Below are 19677 nucleotides of genomic sequence, written 5' to 3'. Positions count from 1 at the left end.
CGGTTGCGCTATCCAGCAACCGGACCGACCGGCGATCAGCACCCGGCCCATCGAAAGGACCATCATTCCGTGACCATCCCGGCAGGACATGCGTCGACCGACGGCAGCCCGGCAGATGATGCCTGCCTGATCCATCTCAGCGCCGGCGGCGTCAGCCTGGTGCTCGACCTGCGGGGCGCCAGACTCCCGGCGATCGTGCACTGGGGCGCCGCACTGGGTGAGATCTCCCAACCGGACCTGCTCGATCTGGCGACGGCAGCAGCACCACAACCGATCGGTTTCTCGGTGGACACCCCGGTCCACGTATCGATGGTGCCGGAGCAGTCGTCGGGTTGGCTGGGCACGCCCGGGTTGTCCGGCCACCGCCAGGGCCGCGCGTGGTCGCCGGCCTTCACCGTCACCGGGGTGCGCCGGGAGCGGCGCGACGAGACGGAGGCAGTCATCACCACGGCTCGCGACGAGATCGCCGAGCTGGAACTGATGATCGAGGTTGAGCTGCACGCCAGTGGCGTGCTGCGGTCACGTGCCCGCCTGAGCAACGCCGGTGACGACGTCTACTGGGTGAACGACCTGAACCTCTTCCTGCCGGTCCCGGAGGACACCACCGAGCTGCTCGACTTCACCGGCCACCATCTGCGCGAACGATCGCCCCAGCGCACCGCGTTCACCCATGGTCTGCGAGTGCGGGAGAACCGCACCGGGCGTACCGGCTACGACACCGCCTACCTGCTGTGTGCGGGCACGCCGGGCTTCGGCAACCGGCACGGCCAGGTGTGGGGCATCCACACGGCCTTCTCCGGCGGAACCCGGACGCTGGCCGAGCGCACCTTCCACGGCCGCTCGTCGCTGGGCGGCGGCGAGTTGCTGCTTCCGGGCGAGATCGGCCTCGCCGCGGGCGAGACCTATTCGACCCCCTGGCTGTACGCCTCGTACGGAGAGGGCTTGGACGAGCTGTCCGGCCGCTTCCACCGGTTCCTGCGTTCGCGTCCGCAGCACCCGCGCTCCATGCGGCCGGTGGTGGTCAACACCTGGGAAGCCGTCTACTTCGATCACGATCTGGACCGGCTGACCGCCCTCGCCCGGGCCGCCGCGTCGGTCGGCGCCGAACGCTTCGTGCTCGACGACGGCTGGTTCGGCTCTCGGCGCGACGACACCAGCGGACTCGGCGATTGGACGGTGTCGGCCGAGGCGTGGCCGCACGGGCTGGAGCCGCTCATCACAGTGGTCAACGGCCTTGGGATGGAGTTCGGGTTGTGGGTCGAACCGGAGATGGTCAACCCCGATTCCGACCTGGCTCGGGCCCATCCGGACTGGATCATGGCGGCCGATACCCGGGTGTCCCCCACCGCGCGCTCCCAGCAGGTGCTCGATCTGGGCAATCCCGATGCCTACGCGTACCTGCTGGAGCGGTTGGACGCGCTGCTGAGCGAGCATGCGATCGGGTATCTGAAGTGGGACCACAACCGCGACCTGGTCGACGCCGGGCATCCGGGCACCGGCCGCGCCGGGGTCCATGACCAGACGCTGGCGGTGTACCGGCTCCTCGACGAACTTCGCGTCCGCCACCCGGTACTGGAGATCGAGTCGTGCTCCTCCGGCGGCGGGCGCGTCGACCTCGAGGTGCTGGCCCGCACCGACCGCGTCTGGGCGTCGGACTGTATCGACGCCCATGAACGCGTGATGATCCAGCGCTGGACCAGCCTGCTGATTCCGCTCGAGCTGATCGGTTCCCACATCGGCGCCCCGCGATCCCACACGACCAAGCGGGACCTTCCGCTGGACATGCGCGCCGGGACCGCCATCTTCGGCCACCTCGGCATCGAGTGGGACCTCACCCGGGCCGGCGAGGACGAACTCGACCGGCTGCGGCAGTGGGTGATCCTGTACAAGCTGGTACGAGGCCTGCTCCACACCGGTGTCCTGGTCCACGGAGACATCAGCGACCCGGCCTACGAGCTGACCGGGGTCGTGGCCCAGGACGGCTCACAGGCCCTGTACGCGATCACCGCGATCGCCACCAGCGCGAGCTACCCACCCGGACGTGTCACTCTGCCCGGGCTGGACCCGGCGAGAACCTACCGGGTACGCCCGCAGCCGCCGGGCGACATCATCGACGGCAACGCCGCCGAATGGGGGGTGGCACTCCCCTGGTGGTCCCCGGCCGGCGTACGCCTGTCGGGTCGCGCCCTGGAGACTGCCGGGTTACGCCTGCCGGTGCTCTATCCCGACCGCGTCGTCCTGATCCGAGTCACCGAGTCCGAGGACCGCACGTAGTCGTCGAGCGGGCGGGCGGGGCCGCGGGCGCGTTGCCCGCGGCCCACTGTCCTACCGGAGGCTCGGCACTTCGTCGCGGGTGACGACGTAGTTGTGGGTGTATACCTTCCGCAGGAAGGCGGCGTCGTTCTTGCCGTAGAGCCAGTCACCGTTCCAGGTGTTGAAGGTGACCCAGCGGGCGCCGCTGGACTGCAGCTGGTCGGGGTCCGGAATGGCGCCGTTCTCGTGCAGGGCGATCGGGACCGTGCCGCCCACGATGGCCCGGGTGGAGTTGTACAGCGAGGTCAGCGGGCCGTGATCGGAGACGTAGGTGTCCGCACCGCCGACATCGACGTACTGCTTGCCCGGGTAGAAGGACGACTGCGGGCTTCCGTTGTACGGGTGCAGCCACACCAGATTGTGGACGCCCTTGGTCTTGGTGAAGTAGTCGAACTGGTAGCGCCACAGGCGCTGGTACTGACTACCGCCCTCCGTGCTCCACCAGAACCAGGTGCCGCCGGCCTCGTGATACGGCGCCCACAGAACGGCGACGCCCTGAGACTGCAGCTGCGCCAGCTGACCCGCGGCGGCGTCGAGCTCGGCCAGGTAGGCCCGGTTCTCGTTCGTGCCGGGGGTGAGAACCGCGTTGATGGAGGTACTCCCGGCGTAGTCACAGGTACGGCCGGTGCCGGGAGCCCCGACGTGCCAGCCGATCAGCGGTATGCCACCCGCATTCCACCAGGCGGCGGCCCGGCTGATCGCGCCAGGACGGTCACACATGTCCAGTCCACGGATCGCCGGGTACTTGCCCGTGGTCGTGCGGATGTGATTGAACTCGTCCTCGCGGCCGTTGGTCTCCCGCTGCCCGGACAGGATGTGGTTGCCGTACTGGCTGTACAGGTAGCAAAGCAGGTTACGGGCCTGTCGGCTGGCCTGCGGATCTACCGGCGCCACATCGCACGTGCCGTTACCCGGCGGCGGGATGGTCGGCGTGCCGGTGCTGGACCAGCGCTGATTGGCCTGGCCGTTGCAGGCCCACAGGATGACCCGTGTCTCGTTGGCCGTGGCTCCCTGGTTCACGTCGAGACACAGGCCGGTCTGCGCGGCAACGATGCTGCCGTCGGTGTGCTGCCGGAACTTCTGGTTCTGCCCACCGTTGCACGGCCAGATCACCAGAGCGGCACCGGCAGCGGCATTGACGGGGGCATCCAGGCACGCGGTCTCGTTGAACGTGCGCAGCTCACCGGCGCCGGTGAACACCCAGCCCTGGTTCTGGCTGCCCTGGCAGTCGTAGATGCCGACCGCGGCGCCCTGGGTGTTACTGCCGCCGAGCACGTCCAGACACCGGCCGGAGGCGGCACCGACCAGCGGACTGCCGACCGCCGCGGACGCCGGCACGGCCACGAGGACACCGGTGACGAGGGCCGCGGCGACCGGAGCGGCCAGCACCGCCCGACGACGCCACCAGCGACGGGGATGGGAAAGGAACGAAGACACGAGGTCCTCCTGTCGAGGGAAACACCATGCGGGAAGGGGGGTGCCCGGGGATGTCCGGCTCCGGCGTGCGTACTCGTTCTGGCACCGACCGAGACATCGCTCATCATCGATCGGTACCGTATCCCTAATATCTACATCCAGTCAACAAAGTTCCGAGCCAAACGCCCCGCCAAAAGCTTTGGCGCCTCATTTCACTAGTCGGATAGTTCACAAGAGCAACAATGCGGTCTTCGTCATCATGCCGTCGTCCACGATGGCCGCCGGATAGACCACGTCAGCAGCGCAAAGACATCGCGGGCCAACGAGGTGGCGGTCACCCGCAGCAGGCAGCCGTCATCCGTGGGCACGGCCTCGACCCGCACGGGGCGGGGTCGGCTTTCTCTGCGTCGGCGGACATCACGTCCACCGTGAACCGACCTAGCTCCGCAGCCCCGCTGACCTGGCGTTTCACCCATCCCTTGCTTGACAGCGTCAACAAAGGCGTTCAGGATGTCCGCGTGTTGTCCGAGGCGCATCTGACCGAGGGCATGCGATCGGTGTTCGTGGAGCTGCTGGTGCACGGGCCGCTGTCGCGGGCCGAAACGGCCCGCCGGCTCGACCTGTCGCCGTCCGCCCTGACGAAGCTGACCAAGCCGTTGCTGGGAACCGGCTACCTGGTCCATCAGCCGCTCGACGATCGCGGCGCCATGGGTCGTCCCTCTCAGCCGCTGGCGGTTGATCCGGGCCGTGGGGCGTTGATCGGCGTCAAGCTCACCGAAGAGGAGCTTTTCGCGGTCCGCACCGACCTCCGCGCCGAGATACAACGCGAACTGCGCCGCCCCCTGATCAGCCACGATGTCGAGGACGTCGTGGCCGGCATCGGCGATGCCGTGCGTGACCTCACCGGATCGGGAGTCGCGCCGGCAGCGGTGGGCATCAGCCTGGCAGGCACCGCCTCCGGGGAAAACCCGGTCGTGCCCAACTCTCCGTTTCTGGGCTGGCGCAACGTTCCCCTGGCCGACCTCGTCACGGCGGCCACCGGCGTGCCCGCGGTGGTGGAGAACGACGTACGCGCGCTGACCGCCGCCCAGCAGTGGTTCGGTGCGGGGGTGGGGCACAGCTCGTTCGCGCTCGTCACCGTCGGCGCCGGTCTCGGTTGCGGCCTGGTGATCGGCGACCGCCTCGTGCGCGGGGCCGGGCGAGGCACCGGCCTCGTGGGCCACATGTCGATCCACGACAACGGACCGCTGTGCGAGATGGGCCATCGCGGTTGCGCCCGGGCGTACGCCAGCTCGGCGGCGATTCGCCGCGCTGTCGCGGCGACCCTCGACCGGCCGGACCTGACCTTCGAGACCTGCATGGCGCTGGCCGCCGACGGCGAGCCGGTGGCCCGTCGGATCTTCGAGGACGCCGGCAGCGCCCTCGGTCAGGTGGTTGCCACCGTCGCCAACATCACCGGCGTGGAGCTGGTGGTGCTTTCAGGCGAGGCGGTGACGATGTACGACGTCTGCGCCGGCGCGTTCGATGCGGCGCTAGCCGCCCACACCCACTGGACCTCGACGCCCGTCGACGTGGTGATCAAGCCGTTCACGTTCAGCGAGTGGGCTCGCGGCGCAGCCGTCATCGCCCTGCAGCACCGGATCCTGGCCCGCTGACAAACTCGGACCGGGGTCGGCTCAGCCGTCAGCGGCGGCCCGGAGCCAGCGCGTCCATTCCGGATGTTGTCGGGCTTGACGTCGCGGTGTGTGAACACGGGGTCAGCCGATCCCGGATCTCCGCCCGGTCCAGGTCGAGGATCCTCCTGGTCTGAGCGATGTCGGGCAGGTGGGCACGGACGGCGGTGAGAAACCCGGCCGGCACATCGGTGGGCGCGTCGTGGAGCCATCGCTGCTATTCGTGCAGCTCATGCGGCTCGTACCTCATGGCGTCAGTCGCCTGAAGTCCGACAGGCACCTCATGCACTGCCGCCAGGGTCTTACGGACCCACCGCAGAGCACCTGCCCGTCACACACTTGTGTACGCCGACACTGAGGACAGCGTCCGCGACGGTGAACTCGGCCAGCAGCGGGGCGACCGGGTCGGCTGGGGGCACCGGCCGCGGGCATGTCGATCCCACGATTCCAGGCGGTCCGTTCGACCTGACCATGCGCACCCTGTTCGTGCTCTGCCTGGTGGTCATCGCGGCGGGCCTGGCGTACTTCCTCGTTCTCGGCGCGTTGCAGCGGTGATGTGGTGATGCGATGGTTGCGCGACCATTCCCTCGGCCTGGTCTTCGGGCTGCTGTTTCTGGTGGTCCTGGTCGGTCAGGCGTTCAGCGGGCACGCCGACTTCAACGCCCAGCAGGTCACCGACGGGCTGCCGCCGGTCTCGCTGGGCCGATATCTGACCTCGGCCAGCTTCGCCGTCGACGTCGCCGAGAACTGGCAGTCCGAGTACCTGCAGTTTTCCTGTTCATCATGCTGACGGTGTGGCTGGTGCAGAAGGGGTCACCGGAGTCGAAGCCGCTGGACCAGACCGGCGGCGAGTCCGACGAGCAACAGCACGTCGGGCCCTACGCCCGGGACGACTCCCCCGCCTGGGCGAAGGCGTCCGGCTGGCGACTCGGCGTCTACTCCAACTCCCTCGGCATCGTCATGGGAACGATCTTCCTGCTCGCCTGGTTCGCCCAGTCCGTGGCGGGCGTCGCGGCCTACAACGAGCGGCAGCTCCCTGACCAGCGACTAACCCCGATCTATGGAAGCCCACACCACCTTTCCGCCGTCGACCGGGAGCCAGCCCCAGCTGTGGGCCATGGCCTCGACCAGCAGCAGGCCACGACCGCCGGACAGGTCGGGGCGGCGACGCCGCGGTTCGACGACCGAGCCGTCCTTCACGGCGATCGTCACGAACCGGGGCAGAAGCGAGACCCGCAACGTCGCCACCGTGCCGACGTGGTCCACGACGTTGGTGACCAGTTCGCTGGCGATCACGCAGGCCGACCCGACCAGGCCAGGCAGGTCCCAGCGCAGGCAGGCGTCGGTGGCGACGTGGCGGGCCTGGCGGGCCGCACCGGGGATCGGAAGCAGATCGTCGATGATCGAGGGGAGGTTCTGCCCGCCGGCGCGGATCTGTTCGCGGGCCGACCCGACGGTGCGCTGAAGCGTGAGCCGGCGGTAGGCGCCACCGAGGAACATGCTTCGGACCGGGTCGGTGGGCGCGCAGAACAGCACCGGAATGCCCGGCCAGCGGGCCGCCTGGCGGCTGACCGCCGAGAAGACGGCCAGAGCGATCGGTTTATCGACCGACAGACCGGCAAGGTCGACAAACAGTGCGTCCGGCTGTTCGGCGAGACATTTGAACAAGCGGATCCGGACCGTCGCCGCGTCGGTCAGTCTCAGTTCTCCGGTCAACGTGGCGGTCAGGCCGTCCGCATGGGCCGTCACCAAGCATTCGACTGCCATGTCGCGACCTCCTGTGACGAACGGCTACCCCTGCGGTGCCGCACCAAACCACCACCGGCTTTTACTGGTCCGTTTCCATCACGATGATGGCGCCGTCCGCGCCGCCGCCACCGTTGGTGTTGTGTTTGGTCAGTGGTACACAGGCGACCCGGACGGTCACCGGCCGGTTGACCGCGTCGACCGCGGTCTCGCCGGGGGTCACCACCGAGCGCGGCGCGGCGCAATGGTCGTACCTTTTCCAAGGGTAGGCCGATGTCGAGGTTCAGGAAGTGCTGACCTGACCTCAGCGGCGCGTAAACCCCACAGGTCCTCGGCCCGACGGTTCCACATCTCGACCCGCAGTTCCCGATCGACCACCGCCACGGCGGCCTGCAGGCTGGTCAGGACCGTCTCAAGGAACGCATTCGCCTGATCGAGAGATCTGGAACAACGCACCACCACACGACGGACAACCGTAACCAGCCGGCGGCACCCCCCAACTCATCAGAGGTCAACGAACCCAACTCCGACATCGCGACCTCCGCCTCCCACAGCGGGTCCTGGGCCGGTGACGGATCATCCGGAACATCCATGGCGGTGAGTCCCTGCGATCAGGTCGCCCAGCTTGGCAGCAGGCGCGACATACTCCGTCGGTGCCGACGCCAGCGCCGCCCGCGGCATCCACGGATACAACGCATCAGCCGGATCCTGCACCACATCCCGACCGCCACGAGCAACAATGCTCGACAGACCAGCCGCCCGACCATCACGCGACCCGACAACACCACCCCGACCGAACGCCCGCGCCACCGAACGAAACAACGGATCCACCGCAGGCCGATGACGATTCTCCGCCGGCCCCCGAGTCAACCGCACATGACCATCGAGAACCAACAAATGATGATCATTACGCGCGACGAAAACCCGCCCCGCCCGCAACGGCTCACCATCGATCGCCGTAGCCGCCGGCAACGGCCCACTACGATCCAAATCGCCGCCAAGGCGCTCGGCGCGTCCCTCGGCGGATGCAAAACCACCAACATCGCACCCGGATAATCCGGCGGCAGACCACCGACCAGCGCCCGCAACGCCTCCACACCACCCGCCGAAGCACCTGTCCTGAGATGTGCCGACGGCCCAGCGCCGCCTGCCGCCATCGGCGTGGTTCCGGCGTGGCTCGAGTCGCCAGTCAGTCTCGCCGGGCCCGATGCATGAGCGCGGTGAGCAAATAGGCTGTGCCGGAGATCGCAGCCCAGGCCAGCGTCGCGATGACCAGGGTGACCCACACCGGCCAACGCCCGGCCGTGACGGCGACCACGACCGCGAAACCGATCAGGCCGGCGGCGCCCAGAACGGCGCCGCGGGCCTCCTCGCGGGCCTTGGCGGGCCCTTCGTCCTTAGCGACCAGGGTGAGGCTGGCCAGCAGGATAGCGGGAAAGGCGAGGAACAGGCCGCCGGCCTTCGGCCCCCAGACCTCGGACACCACACCGGCCAATGCGGATACTCCCGCACCGAAGACGAACCGGATGAGCCACTCCCGGGCCGGAGTACCGGAGATCCCGTCGAGCCGGGCCTGTGGCTACCGTGCCGCCTCGGTATGGCTCATGACAGCAAGGTCCAGTAGCCCGCGGCTGAAACCGCCGTCCAGACCAGGAGCGCTGCGGCGGAACCCTTCCACGCTCCCAAACGACGTACCAACGGCGGCGTCGCAAGGCAATAGCCGACGAACCCGGCCGCGCCGACCGCCATCCCGGAGCCGATCGCAGCCAGGTCTCCAGTGCCGGCGAACAGGAGCGTCACGGCGAGACTGCCGAGTGCCACCGACGGCGCCGCCGAGAACACTCCGGCGAACCGCTCCGGCCTGAGGCCCTTCGACAACGCCGCGAACGTGAGGACGAGCAGCCCACCCGCCAGCGCCTTGAGAGCCACCTCGGCCACGGTCTCGCCCATAGATCACCCCGACTCGTTGAGTGAACGGCGGAATTCCCGAAATGAGCAAGGTCAAACCACACATTGCCGGGCTGGCCGGGGTTTGGCCGGCCAACGGGCGGTCATCTTCGAGGGCATGGTGGCTCGATTCGCGCAATGGACCTTGGACGTGAAGGATGTCGATCGCATGGCCGCATTCTGGTCGGCGGCGCTCGGCTATCGCGTCGAGCAGGGTGACGACGGTGACGCCCATCTATGGCCGGCGGACGGCGGGCTCAGCGTCTGGCTGCAGCCCACCGACGCGCCGAAGGTCGGCAAGAACCGTGATCACCCCGATCTGGTCGCCGCCGACGGGGACGTCGAGGCGGAGGTGACGCGGCTGCTGGCGCTGGGCGCTACGCGCGCCGACGTCGGGCAGCAGGGTGATGAGGGTTTCACTGTTCTGGCCGACCCCGAGGGCAACGAGTTCTGCGTACTGCATCGCGGTTGAGGCGGCGGATCACGATCGTCCGCGGCAGCGGCGAGGTGTTTGGGTGTGCCCGGTGCGGGAAATGTCCGTGACATGCGTACTTCCGAGCATGAACCTACCTCGGGGGGCGGCCTCGAGCCGCTCGGCGATCCCGATGAGAAGGCCGGCGACTTCGCCGAAGAGCACGACCAGTTCGTCGTCGAAGACGCCGACGACGGGGAGCAGGAGAGCCCGAGCCGTTACGGCGCCGGCCTCGATAGCGAGGGCCCCCCGTAGGGCCCAGCGGATCAGGCACAGACGACGTGAGTGCCGCTGTGGGCCGGGCCTCGCGCCCGCACCGCCGCATGGCCGAGCCGGGCGCGCCGCCCTCGAAGTGATCGTTTCCGGGCCGGAGGACCGGCCCGGAACCCGTCAGGCTCCTGGCCGCCTGCCAGGAGGTGGTCAGCACGTCGGACAGGAACAGGTAGCGCCCGTCCGGATGCCCGTCCGGCACCTTGATGGGCCCGAGCTGGGCCTGCGGCACCCGCGGATACTCGGCCTGCCCGCCCGGCACCTGGCCGTACAGCTTGGTGTAGCCGAACAGGGCGGCGCCCGTGCCCTGGGCCGTGACCTGGGTCGTCTCGCACTGGGCGAAGTAGCCGCGCCGGCACATCCAGCAGGTCCCGCCTGCATACCCGCCAGCGGCCCGTACATGCGGCGGCGAGTAGTAGTTGTCTCGTCCCTTTACCGGGCTCTTCCCTACGTAGCCGGGCGACGACGAGCAGTCCCGACCATGGAGCGATTACCGGAATTGTCCGATCCGACGTAGTTCCTCGATGTGTTTCCCGCGGTGACCGCTCGGGCAGTAACTTCGTTCGAGGACGTACCACCCAGATGCCGTGATGGTTGGCAGTCTCAGGGAGGGACAGCCCATGTCAGCGCCACGCAGTTCCCGGGAACTGGAAGACCTGGACGCCGCCGCGGTCGCCTACGCGAGCCGGGCGACGGCCACCTCAGCCACCAACGCCACGCAGGAACGGGAACGCTTCACCCGAGAATGCCTGCCGCTCGCCCGCCGCCTCGCCGGCCGGCTCCGCGACCGCGGGGAACCCCTCGATGACCTCGAGCAGGTCGCCCGGCTCGGCCTGGTCAAAGCCGTCGACCGGTACGACCCCGAACGCGGCTCATTCACCGCGTACGCCGTCAGCACCATCTCCGGCGAACTCAAGCGCCACTTCCGAGACACGACGTGGGCGGTACACGTGCCGCGACCGATCCGCGAACTACTCCTGGAGGTACGGCACGCCAGGACCCAGCTGACCGGCGAACTCCACCGGGCACCGACCCTGGCCGAACTCGCCGCCCACGTCGGAGTCACCGAAAACGAGATCACCGAAACCCTGATCGCGGGCGGCGGATATTCCCTGGTCTCGCTGGACGCGTCACCGATCGCCGACCACGACACAACCGCCCATACCCTCGCTGACCGGCTCGGAGTCGGCGACACCGACCTGGAAATGGTCGACGACAAGGTGACCGTCGCCCGACTGCTGATGCGACTACCCGACCGGGAACGCCGAATGCTGGCAATGCGCTTCTACGGCAACCAGACCCAGACCGAGATCGCCGCCGAGCTGGGCATCTCGCAGATGCACGTCTCCCGGCTACTCAACCGCGCCCTGTCCTGGCTGCGTCAGGCGATGCTCACCGACGAGCCGCCGCTGTGGAACACCACCGACACCCACGAGCTCCACCTTTCCATGAAGCACGCCGACCGCACCCTGACCGTACGGGTCCAGGGTGAAATCGACCGTGACAGCGCACCGCGCCTGCGCGACTGCCTGCGCCACGCCGTCGCGACCGCGGGAACGGACCGAATGGTCGTCGGCCTCGCCGGCGTCGCCCTCATCGACGCCGCCGGTGTCACCACTCTGGCGGATGCGGCGTCCGCCGCCTCCGTCGCCGGCATCGATCTGACCCTTACCGGCGCCGGACCGCACGTCCGCCAGACCCTAGAACTCTGCGGCCTCGCCACCCTGACCGGCGACTGACCCCGATCCGGGTAAGCCCGCGCAGCACGCTTCACCGCCGGCCGGCCGCCTGGATACGGGTGACCGTGAACGCCGCGGCGGCGACCGCGCCGGGCCGCTCAGCAGGGAGCGCCGGTGCCGGGCAACCGCCCGTGCGTCACCCCGCCCGGGCGCCCCGGCCGATCCGGGTCGCCGGACAGCGGCGGCCCCGGGGCGGCGGTACTCTCGACCAGCTCACGCAACGTCGACACGGCGTCCCGCCGGGGCTGCCAGCCGAGTTCCTCGGCCGCCCGCGCACACCACATCAGCGGCGCCTTCAGCGCCAGGTGGATCCAGCCGGGATCGATCGGCTGCAGACGCAACCACCAGCTGAGTGCGGCGGCGCCGGCCAGGGCGGGCCCGGGCACCGGCACGCGTACGCCGTGGAAGACCTCCGCCGCCACCCGCGCATCGAGCACCGGCCCGGCAGCTATGTTGAAAGCGCCCCGGACATCGAACCGCAGGACCCGGGCGTACGCGTCCGCCACGTCGTCGGCGTGCACCGCCTGCATCCGCAGCCTCGGATGGGCCGGGATCACCGGGATGCGCTGATATCGCAGGAGTCGGACGGGCAGCAGCGGCCCGGCGAAGTACCGCGCGATCTCGGTGCCGGCCGCCCGTTGGAAGATCGGGCCGGGCCGGGCCGGACCCGCACCACCCGCAGATCGGATGATCCGACTCGACCTCGTCGAGCGTCCGCTCGACCAGCGCCTTGTGCCGGCTGTACGACGACCGCCGCACGCCGCCCCGCGGGTAGGCCTCGGTCACGAAGGCGTCCTTGGGCCCGGCCGAGTACACCCCGACCACCGCGTCGGTGCCGCGGAAGACCTCAGTCAGCTGGCCGGCCGCCCCCTCCCCCGCCACGTCCATCGAGCACCAGTCGGCGTCGCGGTAGACGCCGGCATGACGCCGGCGTACCCATCAGACCGCGATAGAACCATCGGCTTTCGTGCGCCGAACGCCGCGCCGGCGCCGGCGGCCGGACACACCGTGAGGCCGTGGGCGACGCGATGGCGCTCGGCGCCTTGCCCGATGCGCCGACCCCTACCGGCTGCGGTCTTTCGTGATCAGATCGCCTGCTCGGCGAGGGTGCGGCCGAGGACGGGCACGGCGGAGCGTGTCTTTGAGCCGGCGATCCGGGCCAGGGCCATCCCGCCCGCGGCGGCGGCTGCCGTGGTGATGACGCCGGCCAGCACCAGCGCGCCCCGGGGGCCGATGGTGTCGCAGAGCCAGCCGATGAGCGGGGCGCCCACGATGCCGGAAAGCGAGGAGGTCACGCCGAGCGCGGCCAGGACCCGGCCCCGCATCTCCTCGCGGGTGTCCAGCTGCACCCGGGTCGAGACGACCGTGTCGAGGACGACCGCGCCCGCCGCGATCGGCAGGATCAGCGCCGCGAAGCCGATGACGTTCGGGGCGAGGCCGGAGCAGAGCTGCAGGACACTGATCGTCAGGCCGGTGCCGACCAGCACGGGCAGGGTGGCCCGGCCGCTGCCGGCCAGCAGCAGGCCGCCGACCACCGCTCCGACGGCGAAGACCGTCGAGAGCACGCCGTAGGAACCGGAGCCGCCGTGCAGCGGCCCGGCGGTCATGGCCGCCATAGTCACCTGATAGTTGCGGCCGAGCGAACCGAGCACGAGCGACAACGCCAGCACGATCAGGACCACCGGCTGGCTGAGCACGTAGCGCAGGCCCGCACGCACTCCTCGGTCGGATTCCGGGGCCACGGCCAGCGGTCGCATCGAGCCGGAACGGATGACGACGAGCGCCCCGATCACCGCCAGGTACGACGCCGCGTTGATCGCGAAGAGCGGGGCGGGACCGGTGAAACCGACCAGGACGCCGCCCAGCGCCATGCCGCCGATCCGCCCGGCTGAGCTGAGCACCGAACCGAGCGCCAGCGCCGACCCGAGCACCTCGCCCGGCACCAGCGCGGAGCCGAAGCGGCCCAGAGTCGGGCCCTCGACGGCGCTGATCACGCCGGAGGCCAGCGCCACCGCGTAAATCGGCCACAGCCGGCCGGTGTCGAACACCAGCGACAGCGCCAGCAACGCCCGGGCCACGTGGCAGGCGATCAGCAGCGGCCGGGCCGGCAGCCGGTCGGCCAGGGCGCCACCCCAGCCGCCGAGGACGAGCACCGGCAGCGCCTGCGCCATCACCGTGAAGCCCATCGTCGCGGCCGACCCGGTCATCGACAGGACGACCCAGTTCAGCCCGAGCACCTGCATCCAGGTGCCGCTCGTCGACACCAGGTCGGCCACGGCCCAGAGCCGGAAGTTGCGTTCGCGAAGCGGCGCGAGTATCGGAGCCAAGACGGCGATCCCCCAGGTGCGACGAACGCCGTCTCTCGGCGCGTACGCCCTATCGGGAAGCGCTGCCGGGGTGCTTCGGCCGTTGGAGCACGTACAACCGGATCGCAACCGCGGGTGGATTGGCTCAAGCGACGGTGGGTAACCGGCCACCATGGTGATCGAGCCGGGAGGAGATGCCACGCCGTCGAGTCGCCCGGCGCCCCACCCAAGCTGGGCGATGCCGATCGAGACCGATGAGATCACGGTGGTGGTCGCCACCCGCAACCGGTGGGAGCGCTTGGTCGAGTCCGTCCCGTACCACCGCGCGCCGGTCGTCCTGGTCGACAACGCCTCCGACAGGATCGCCGATCTTCCATCGGTCGACTTGGTGCGTCTGGCCACGAATCAGGGAGCCGCCGCCCGCAATGTGGGTGTACGGCGGGCCCGGACCCCGTACGTCGCCTTCGTCGATGACGACTCGTACTGGACCCCGGGGTCGCTGGCCCGGGCGGCCGAGCTGATGCGGGCGCACCCGCGGGCCGGCCTGCTCGCCGCCCGCGTCCTGGTCGGCGGGGAACAACGCCTCGACCCGGTGTCGGCAAAGATGGCGGCGGCGTCGCTGGGTACACCGCGCGGCGCCGCCGGCCCGGCGGTTCTCGGCTTCCTGGCCTGCGCGGTGGTGGTGCGGCGCGACGTCTTCCTGTCGGTGGGCGGATTCAATCCCCGGCTCTTCATGTACGGCGAGGAGGCGTTGCTCGCGATGGATTTGGCCGCGACGGGCCGGGAGCTGTCGTACGTGCCGGAGCTGGTGGTGCGGCACCTGACGCACCCGGCCGGCCGGGACGTCCGTCCCGCGGCCGTCGAATCCGGCCTGATCCGGCTCGCGGGTCAGGTCCGCGAGCCGGCGGTTTCACCAGCCGGCCGGCGGCGCCTCCAGGTGGACGACCTTGGTCGCGGTCATCTCGTCCAGCAGCTCCGGGCCGTACCCGAAGCCCTGCCCGCTGCCGCCCCGGGGATGCGCGGCACCGCCGGGCGCCCCACCGAACACCGCGTTGATCTTGACGGTGCCGGTGGGAAGGGTCCGCCACGCCCGCTGGGCGTGGCTCATCGAGCCGGTCAGCACAGTGGCCGCCAGCCCGTACGGGGAGTCGGCGGCCCGGCGCAGCGCCTCGTCGAAGGACTCCACGGTGGCGACCGGCGCCACCGGTCCGAACGTCTCGTCCCGCATGACGGCCATCTCATCGGTACAGTCGGCCAGCACGGTCGGCGGATAGAAGGCGCCCGGTCCCGGCGGCACCGCACCGCCGCGGAGCGCCCGGGCGCCGTCCTTGACCGCCCGCTGCACCTGATCGTCGACGGCGTCGCGGAGCCGCCGGTCGACCAGCGGGCCGAGATGACCGGCCCATCTGTCCGCTTCGGCGGCCAGCGCGTCGAGGAAAGGCCCGACGATGTCACGGTGTGCGTAGATGCGTTCGACGGCGACGCAGATCTGGCCCGAGTTGGCGAACGCACCGACCGCGGCCTGCGCCGCCGCCCAGGCCGGATCCACGTCCGCGTCCACGATCAGCGGATCGCTGCCGCCGTTCTCCAGCAGCGCCTTGGCGCCGGTGCGGGCGCATGCGGCGGCGATCGACCGGCCGGTTGCGGTCGAGCCGACGTGGGCGACCACGTCGACCGGGGCGGCGGCGAGCACGGCGCCGACCGGCCCGTCGCCGTTGACCAGGCCCAACACGCCATCCGGAAAGTGCGGGGCGAGCAGCTCGGCCAGCCGCCACCCCGTGGCCGGGGTCCGCTCGCTCGGCTTGTACACGACCGTGTTGCCGGTGACCAGCGCGGCGCCGAGCAGCCCGCAGGAGACCGCCACCGGATCGTTCCAGGGCGTGATCACCGCGACCACGCCGCGCGGCACGTGGGTCATCAGATCGATCGCCGGGTCGTCGCCGGCCAGCGCGCGGCCGCGGTGGGTAGAGCCGAGCTCGGCGTATTGGCGCAATGTGCTCACCCCGGCCGCTATCGACTCGGCGGCGGCGCCGACCGGCTTGCCCATCTCGGCCGACATGGTCGCGGCGAGCTCGCCGGTGGCCGCCCCGACCGCGGTGGCGGCGGCGTGCAGGGCGGCGGTGCGGGCGCCGGCGGCGGTGGCGGCCCATCCGGGCGCCGCCGTCCGAGCGGCCGCGACAGCCGCCGATATGTCGTCGCGGGAGCTGACCGCCACGCGGGTCACCGGTTCGCCGGTGGCCGGGTCGAAGACGGTCAGGTGATGCCCGGCGCCGCCCGGTCCCCAGGCGCCGGCAATGAGCTGTCGTACCTCGTCCATGGCCGGGCGGTTGCCCTCTGGCGAACACTCCAAACCTGACATTCGATCAATATCAGTGCAGCTTGAGAACTCGAAGTTTGTCACGGAGAAGTCGACGATCAAGCGAATAGTCCCGAGATCACGGGGTACACGGCGCCGCATGCGAGTCCTCGGAATCAATGCGATCTTCCACGATCCGGCCGCGGCGCTGATCGTCGACGGTCAGGTGGTCGCGGCCGCGGAAGAGGAGCGGTTCAGCCGGCGCAAGCACGGCAAGCGGCCGGTCCCGTTCGCCGCCTGGGAGTTGCCCGACCTGGCCGCCGCCTGGTGCCTGCACGAGGCCGGCCTGCGACCCGGCGACCTCGACGCGGTCGCCTACTCCTTCGACCCGGGCCTCGGCCGGGACGCGGCCACCCTCGGGCTCGACGATCCCTCGGACCATCTGCGCCTCGACTACGCCCGGCGGGCGCCGCAGTTCCTCGCCGCGGCACTGCCCGGCCTCGATCCGGACCAGGTCCGTTTTGTGCCGCATCACGTCGCGCATGCCGCGTCGGCCGGCCTCTCAGTGCCGGAGGACAACGCGGTTCTGGTACTCGACGGGCGCGGCGAGGTCGCCAGCCACCTCGGCGGCGTCTACCGCGACGGGCGGCTGGAGGTGCTGAGAAGTCAGGAACTGCCGCACTCGCTCGGCCTGCTCTACGAGGACCTGACCCGGCACCTCGGCTTTCTGCACTCCAGCGATGAGTACAAGGTGATGGCGCTCGCCTCGTACGGCACGCCACGGTTCCTCGGCCTGCTGCGCGATCTGGTCAGGACGACCGGCGACGGCGGCTTCACCGTAGAGCGCGTCGACTGGGACGCCCTGGCCAAGGCGCGGGCCTCGGACGGGCAGTTGACCGACGCGCATGCCGACCTGGCGGCCAGCGTCCAGGTCCGGCTCGAGGAGGTCATGCTCGACCTGGCCCGCTGGACGTACGACGCGGCGGGCGGCCCGAAGACGTTGACCATGGCCGGCGGCACCGCGCTCAACTGCGTGGCGAACGCCCGGATCGCCGCCGAGGGCCCGTTCGACCGGGTGTGGGTGCAGCCAGCGGCCGGCGACTCCGGCACCGCGCTCGGCGCGGCCCTCGCGATCTGCGAAGACCGGGTCGAGCCGTTCACCACGGCGGCCCTCGGCCGGGGCTGGAGCGACGGCGAGCTCGAGGCCGAGCTGCGCCGGGCCGCCCTGCCCTACACCCGGCCGGAGTCGATCGCCGCCGAGGCCGCGCGGGTCCTGGCCGGCAATGGCATCGTCGCCTGGTACCAGGGACGCAGCGAGTACGGCCCGCGTGCTCTCGGCCACCGTTCGCTGCTCGCACACCCCGGCGACCGGCACACACAGACCCGGATGAACGACGTGAAGGGCCGCGAGCAGTTCCGTCCGATCGCCCCGATGGTCCGCGCCGAACGCTTCGCCGAGATCTTCGACGGCGTCTACCCGAGTCCCTACATGCTTTTCGTGCATCGGGTGAAGACGGAGTGGAAGGACCGTATCCCGGCGGTCACCCATGTGGACGGCACCGCCCGGGTGCAGACCGTGCACGCCGAGACCGAGCCGGCGGTCGCCGCGCTGCTGGCGGAGTTCGAACGGCTCACCGGCCTGCCGGTGGTGGTCAACACCTCGTTGAACACGGCCGGTCGTCCGATGGTCGACACGCCGCGCGAGGCGATGGAGCTGTTCGGGTCGGCGCCGGTCGACCTGCTCGCTCTCGGCCCGTTCGCGGTACACCGGGCGACCGCCTTCGGGGGCGGCCGGTGAGCGGCGTCTCCGTCGTCGTGCCGACCTTAGGCCGGCCCAGCCTCGCCGCCCTACTCACCGCCCTGGCCGGGGGCAAGGCTTGCCCCCTGCCGATGGAGATCGTGGTGGTCGACGACCGGCCGGACCGGTCGGCGCCGCTGCCCATCCCGCCCGGCGCCGCGATGACCGTGACCGAGGGCCGGGCCGCGGGTCCCGCGGCCGCCCGCAACGTCGGCTGGCGGGCCGCCCGGCACGAGTGGGTCGCCTTCCTCGACGACGACGTGCTGCCCGACCCCGACTGGCTCGACCGCCTCGGCGCGGATCTGTCCCGTGCGGAGGCTCACGTCGGCGGGGTGCAGGGCAACCTGCGCGTTCCGCTGCCGCCGGACCGGCGGCCCACCGACTGGGAGAGAGTCACGGCCGGACTCGCCGGCGGCGCCTGGATCACCGCCGACATGGCCTACCGCCGCGCCGCACTGGCGCGCGCCGGCGGCTTCGACGAGCGTCTGCCGCGGGCCTTCCGGGAGGACGCCGAGCTGGCCTACCGCGTACGCCGGGACGGTTGGACCTTGCGGCGCGGTGAGCGGTCGGTGACCCATCCGGTACGCCCGGAGAGTCCCTGGGTGAGCGTGCGTACGCAGCGCGGCAACGCCGACGACGCCCTGCTGCGCCGCCTCTACGGCTCGGCCTGGCGTGCCGCCTTGCAGATCCCGCCCGGCCGCCGTACCCGGCACGCCGCGGTGACCGTCGCCGGCCTGGCCGCCCTGACCTGCGGACTCGCCGCCGTGACGACCCGCCGCCGCGCCTGGACCGCCGGAGCCGCCCTGGCCGCCACGGCGTGGGCGGCCGGCACCGCCGAGTTCGCCGCCGCCCGGATCGCGCCCGGTCCGCGTGATCCCCGGGAGGTCGCCACGATGCTCGTCACCAGCGCGGTGATCCCGGCGCTGGCCGCGGCCCACTGGCTGCGAGGCTGGTGGAGGTGGCGCGCCGCCGGTCCGCTACCGGCCACCGGCGTCCGCGAACTCACCAGCGCGGAGGCTCGCCGGTGAGCGGCCTCTTCGACGCCGTCCTGTTCGACCGGGACGGCACGCTGATCGTCGACGTGCCCTACAACGGCGACCCGGGACGGGTCGTCGCGATGCCCGGCGCCCGCGCCGCGCTGGACCGGCTGCGCGCCGCCGGCCTGCGCCTCGGCGTGGTCACCAACCAGTCCGGCCTGGCCCGCGGTCGCTTCACCACCGCTCAGCTCGCCGCCGTCAATCGACGGGTCGAGGCGCTGCTCGGGCCGTTCGGCACCTGGCAGATCTGCCCGCACGACGACGCGGCCGGCTGCCGCTGCCGCAAGCCCGCGCCGGGCCTGGTCAACGGCGCGGCCGACGCGCTGGACGTACCCGCGTACCGCTGTGTGGTGGTGGGCGACATCGGTCGCGACATGACCGCCGCCCAGGCGGCCGGCGCCGCCGGCGTGCTGGTGCCGACGCCGGTGACCCGCACCGGCGAGATCGCCGCCGCGCCCGCCGTGGCCGGCGACCTGAGCGCCGCCGTCGACCACATCCTGGCCCGGCAGGACCTGGCCGTGCCGGCACCGCGGCCCGGCCGGGCCGGAACCGTGCTGGCGGTCCGCTCCGACTCGGCCCGCGACCTGCTGGTCACCGGGGCCGCTATCCGGGCGGTGGCGCTCTGCGCCGAGCGCGTGGTGGTGCGCTGCGCGCGGCGCGGCCG

The 19677-nt window shown here is 70.9% G+C and carries 18 protein-coding genes and 4 pseudogenes; 11 read left to right on the top strand and 11 right to left on the bottom strand.

Translation table 11 applies throughout. The features are described 5' to 3' along the window. Positions 1 to 69: 69 nt before the first annotated feature. Positions 70 to 2274 carry an alpha-galactosidase gene (locus AB0F10_RS09710; RefSeq protein ID WP_360621921.1) on the top strand — a complete coding sequence of 735 codons (2205 nt, stop codon included), beginning with the start codon at positions 70 to 72 and terminating at the stop codon, positions 2272 to 2274. Positions 2275 to 2325: 51 nt separating this feature from the next. Here AB0F10_RS09710 and AB0F10_RS09705 read toward each other — a convergent pair whose 3' ends face one another. Then, positions 2326 to 3750 carry a glycosyl hydrolase gene (locus AB0F10_RS09705; protein WP_360621919.1) on the bottom strand — a complete coding sequence of 475 codons (1425 nt, stop codon included), beginning with the start codon at positions 3748 to 3750 and terminating at the stop codon, positions 2326 to 2328. 221 nt (positions 3751 to 3971) lie between these two features. Between AB0F10_RS09705 and AB0F10_RS09700 the strand changes: the two genes are divergently transcribed. From AB0F10_RS09700 to AB0F10_RS09690, 3 genes and pseudogenes are all read left to right on the top strand, one after another. Then, positions 3972 to 5384, top strand: coding sequence for an ROK family transcriptional regulator (locus tag AB0F10_RS09700; RefSeq protein WP_360621917.1), 1413 nt, complete (start codon positions 3972 to 3974; stop codon positions 5382 to 5384). Positions 5385 to 5777: 393 nt separating this feature from the next. Beyond that, positions 5778 to 5957 carry a hypothetical protein gene (locus tag AB0F10_RS09695; protein WP_360621915.1) on the top strand — a complete coding sequence of 60 codons (180 nt, stop codon included), beginning with the start codon at positions 5778 to 5780 and terminating at the stop codon, positions 5955 to 5957. Between the two features lie 7 nt (positions 5958 to 5964). Further along, positions 5965 to 6383, top strand: a pseudogene (locus tag AB0F10_RS09690) (DUF6766 family protein); the annotation flags it as partial. A 66-nt stretch (positions 6384 to 6449) separates the two neighbouring features. Here the strand turns inward: AB0F10_RS09690 and AB0F10_RS09685 are convergent. The 6 genes and pseudogenes from AB0F10_RS09685 to AB0F10_RS09660 form a co-directional block, all read right to left on the bottom strand. Beyond that, the gene (locus AB0F10_RS09685) at positions 6450 to 7169 is read right to left on the bottom strand and encodes an ATPase (protein ID WP_360622005.1); all 720 of its coding nucleotides are present in this window, start codon (positions 7167 to 7169) and stop codon (positions 6450 to 6452) included. Between the two features lie 61 nt (positions 7170 to 7230). Further along, positions 7231 to 7371, bottom strand: a complete 141-nt coding sequence (locus tag AB0F10_RS09680; RefSeq protein ID WP_360622009.1) for a hypothetical protein — start codon at positions 7369 to 7371, stop codon at positions 7231 to 7233. Further along, a complete protein-coding gene (locus AB0F10_RS09675; protein WP_360622003.1) occupies positions 7368 to 7526 on the bottom strand; it encodes a hypothetical protein in 159 nt (52 codons plus the stop codon). Before AB0F10_RS09675 ends, AB0F10_RS09680 begins: the two co-directional genes overlap by 4 nt. A gap of 198 nt (positions 7527 to 7724) precedes the next feature. Further along, a pseudogene (locus AB0F10_RS09670) lies at positions 7725 to 8305 on the bottom strand (chemotaxis protein CheB). 32 nt (positions 8306 to 8337) lie between these two features. Continuing rightward, complete coding sequence (locus tag AB0F10_RS09665) at positions 8338 to 8676, bottom strand: DUF3147 family protein (protein WP_360622001.1); 339 nt, start codon at positions 8674 to 8676, stop codon at positions 8338 to 8340. A 74-nt stretch (positions 8677 to 8750) separates the two neighbouring features. Next, positions 8751 to 9098: a hypothetical protein gene (locus tag AB0F10_RS09660; protein WP_360621913.1), complete on the bottom strand. Its 348-nt coding sequence runs from the start codon at positions 9096 to 9098 to the stop codon at positions 8751 to 8753. A 115-nt stretch (positions 9099 to 9213) separates the two neighbouring features. Here AB0F10_RS09660 and AB0F10_RS09655 point away from each other — a divergent pair, with 115 nt between their 5' ends. Beyond that, positions 9214 to 9567: a VOC family protein gene (locus AB0F10_RS09655; protein WP_360621911.1), complete on the top strand. Its 354-nt coding sequence runs from the start codon at positions 9214 to 9216 to the stop codon at positions 9565 to 9567. 72 nt (positions 9568 to 9639) lie between these two features. Next, positions 9640 to 9822 carry a hypothetical protein gene (locus AB0F10_RS09650; RefSeq protein WP_360622007.1) on the top strand — a complete coding sequence of 61 codons (183 nt, stop codon included), beginning with the start codon at positions 9640 to 9642 and terminating at the stop codon, positions 9820 to 9822. Positions 9823 to 9970: 148 nt separating this feature from the next. Here the strand turns inward: AB0F10_RS09650 and AB0F10_RS09645 are convergent. Further along, positions 9971 to 10138: pseudogene (locus tag AB0F10_RS09645) on the bottom strand (glutathione-dependent formaldehyde dehydrogenase); the annotation flags it as partial. Positions 10139 to 10457: 319 nt separating this feature from the next. Between AB0F10_RS09645 and AB0F10_RS09640 the strand changes: the two are divergent. After that, positions 10458 to 11576 (top strand): SigB/SigF/SigG family RNA polymerase sigma factor, encoded by a 1119-nt coding sequence (locus AB0F10_RS09640; protein WP_360621909.1) that lies wholly within the window; start codon positions 10458 to 10460, stop codon positions 11574 to 11576. A gap of 98 nt (positions 11577 to 11674) precedes the next feature. Here the strand turns inward: AB0F10_RS09640 and AB0F10_RS09635 are convergent, their stop codons facing one another. Then, complete coding sequence (locus AB0F10_RS09635; RefSeq protein WP_360621907.1) at positions 11675 to 12133, bottom strand: hypothetical protein; 459 nt, start codon at positions 12131 to 12133, stop codon at positions 11675 to 11677. Between the two features lie 528 nt (positions 12134 to 12661). Beyond that, positions 12662 to 13903 carry an MFS transporter gene (locus AB0F10_RS09630; protein ID WP_360621905.1) on the bottom strand — a complete coding sequence of 414 codons (1242 nt, stop codon included), beginning with the start codon at positions 13901 to 13903 and terminating at the stop codon, positions 12662 to 12664. Between the two features lie 151 nt (positions 13904 to 14054). Here AB0F10_RS09630 and AB0F10_RS09625 point away from each other — a divergent pair. After that, positions 14055 to 14699, top strand: a pseudogene (locus AB0F10_RS09625) (glycosyltransferase); the annotation flags it as partial. Between the two features lie 93 nt (positions 14700 to 14792). Here AB0F10_RS09625 and AB0F10_RS09620 read toward each other — a convergent pair. Beyond that, positions 14793 to 16199, bottom strand: coding sequence for an aldehyde dehydrogenase family protein (locus AB0F10_RS09620; protein ID WP_360621903.1), 1407 nt, complete (start codon positions 16197 to 16199; stop codon positions 14793 to 14795). Positions 16200 to 16338: 139 nt separating this feature from the next. Between AB0F10_RS09620 and AB0F10_RS09615 the strand changes: the two genes are divergently transcribed. From AB0F10_RS09615 to AB0F10_RS09605, 3 genes are all read left to right on the top strand, one after another. Then, positions 16339 to 17976: a carbamoyltransferase C-terminal domain-containing protein gene (locus AB0F10_RS09615; protein WP_360621901.1), complete on the top strand. Its 1638-nt coding sequence runs from the start codon at positions 16339 to 16341 to the stop codon at positions 17974 to 17976. Next, positions 17973 to 19004 (top strand): glycosyltransferase, encoded by a 1032-nt coding sequence (locus AB0F10_RS09610; RefSeq protein WP_360621899.1) that lies wholly within the window; start codon positions 17973 to 17975, stop codon positions 19002 to 19004. Before AB0F10_RS09615 ends, AB0F10_RS09610 begins: the two co-directional genes overlap by 4 nt. Next, positions 19001 to 19677 (top strand): HAD family hydrolase (locus AB0F10_RS09605; protein ID WP_360621897.1); only part of this gene is annotated, 677 nt, incomplete at its 3' end. The genes AB0F10_RS09610 and AB0F10_RS09605, both read left to right, overlap by 4 nt.

This window comes from Actinoplanes sp. NPDC026623 (genome assembly GCF_040638275.1).
Classification (GTDB): Bacteria; Actinomycetota; Actinomycetes; order Mycobacteriales; family Micromonosporaceae; genus Actinoplanes.
Note: the sequence above shows the minus strand (reverse complement) of the source record. Positions and strands in the feature narration are given on the sequence as shown.

Excerpts from the sequence above, each read along its gene's own strand:
- AB0F10_RS09700 (WP_360621917.1), top strand. The coding sequence starts at position 3,972 with ATGCGGTCTTCGTCATCATGCCGTCGTCCACGATGGCCGCCGGATAGA.
- AB0F10_RS09685 (WP_360622005.1), bottom strand. The coding sequence starts at position 7,169 with ATGGCAGTCGAATGCTTGGTGACGGCCCATGCGGACGGCCTGACCGCC.
- AB0F10_RS09660 (WP_360621913.1), bottom strand. The coding sequence starts at position 9,098 with ATGGGCGAGACCGTGGCCGAGGTGGCTCTCAAGGCGCTGGCGGGTGGG.
- AB0F10_RS09655 (WP_360621911.1), top strand. The coding sequence starts at position 9,214 with ATGGTGGCTCGATTCGCGCAATGGACCTTGGACGTGAAGGATGTCGAT.
- AB0F10_RS09650 (WP_360622007.1), top strand. The coding sequence starts at position 9,640 with ATGCGTACTTCCGAGCATGAACCTACCTCGGGGGGCGGCCTCGAGCCG.
- AB0F10_RS09640 (WP_360621909.1), top strand. The coding sequence starts at position 10,458 with ATGTCAGCGCCACGCAGTTCCCGGGAACTGGAAGACCTGGACGCCGCC.
- AB0F10_RS09620 (WP_360621903.1), bottom strand. The coding sequence starts at position 16,199 with ATGGACGAGGTACGACAGCTCATTGCCGGCGCCTGGGGACCGGGCGGC.
- AB0F10_RS09615 (WP_360621901.1), top strand. The coding sequence starts at position 16,339 with ATGCGAGTCCTCGGAATCAATGCGATCTTCCACGATCCGGCCGCGGCG.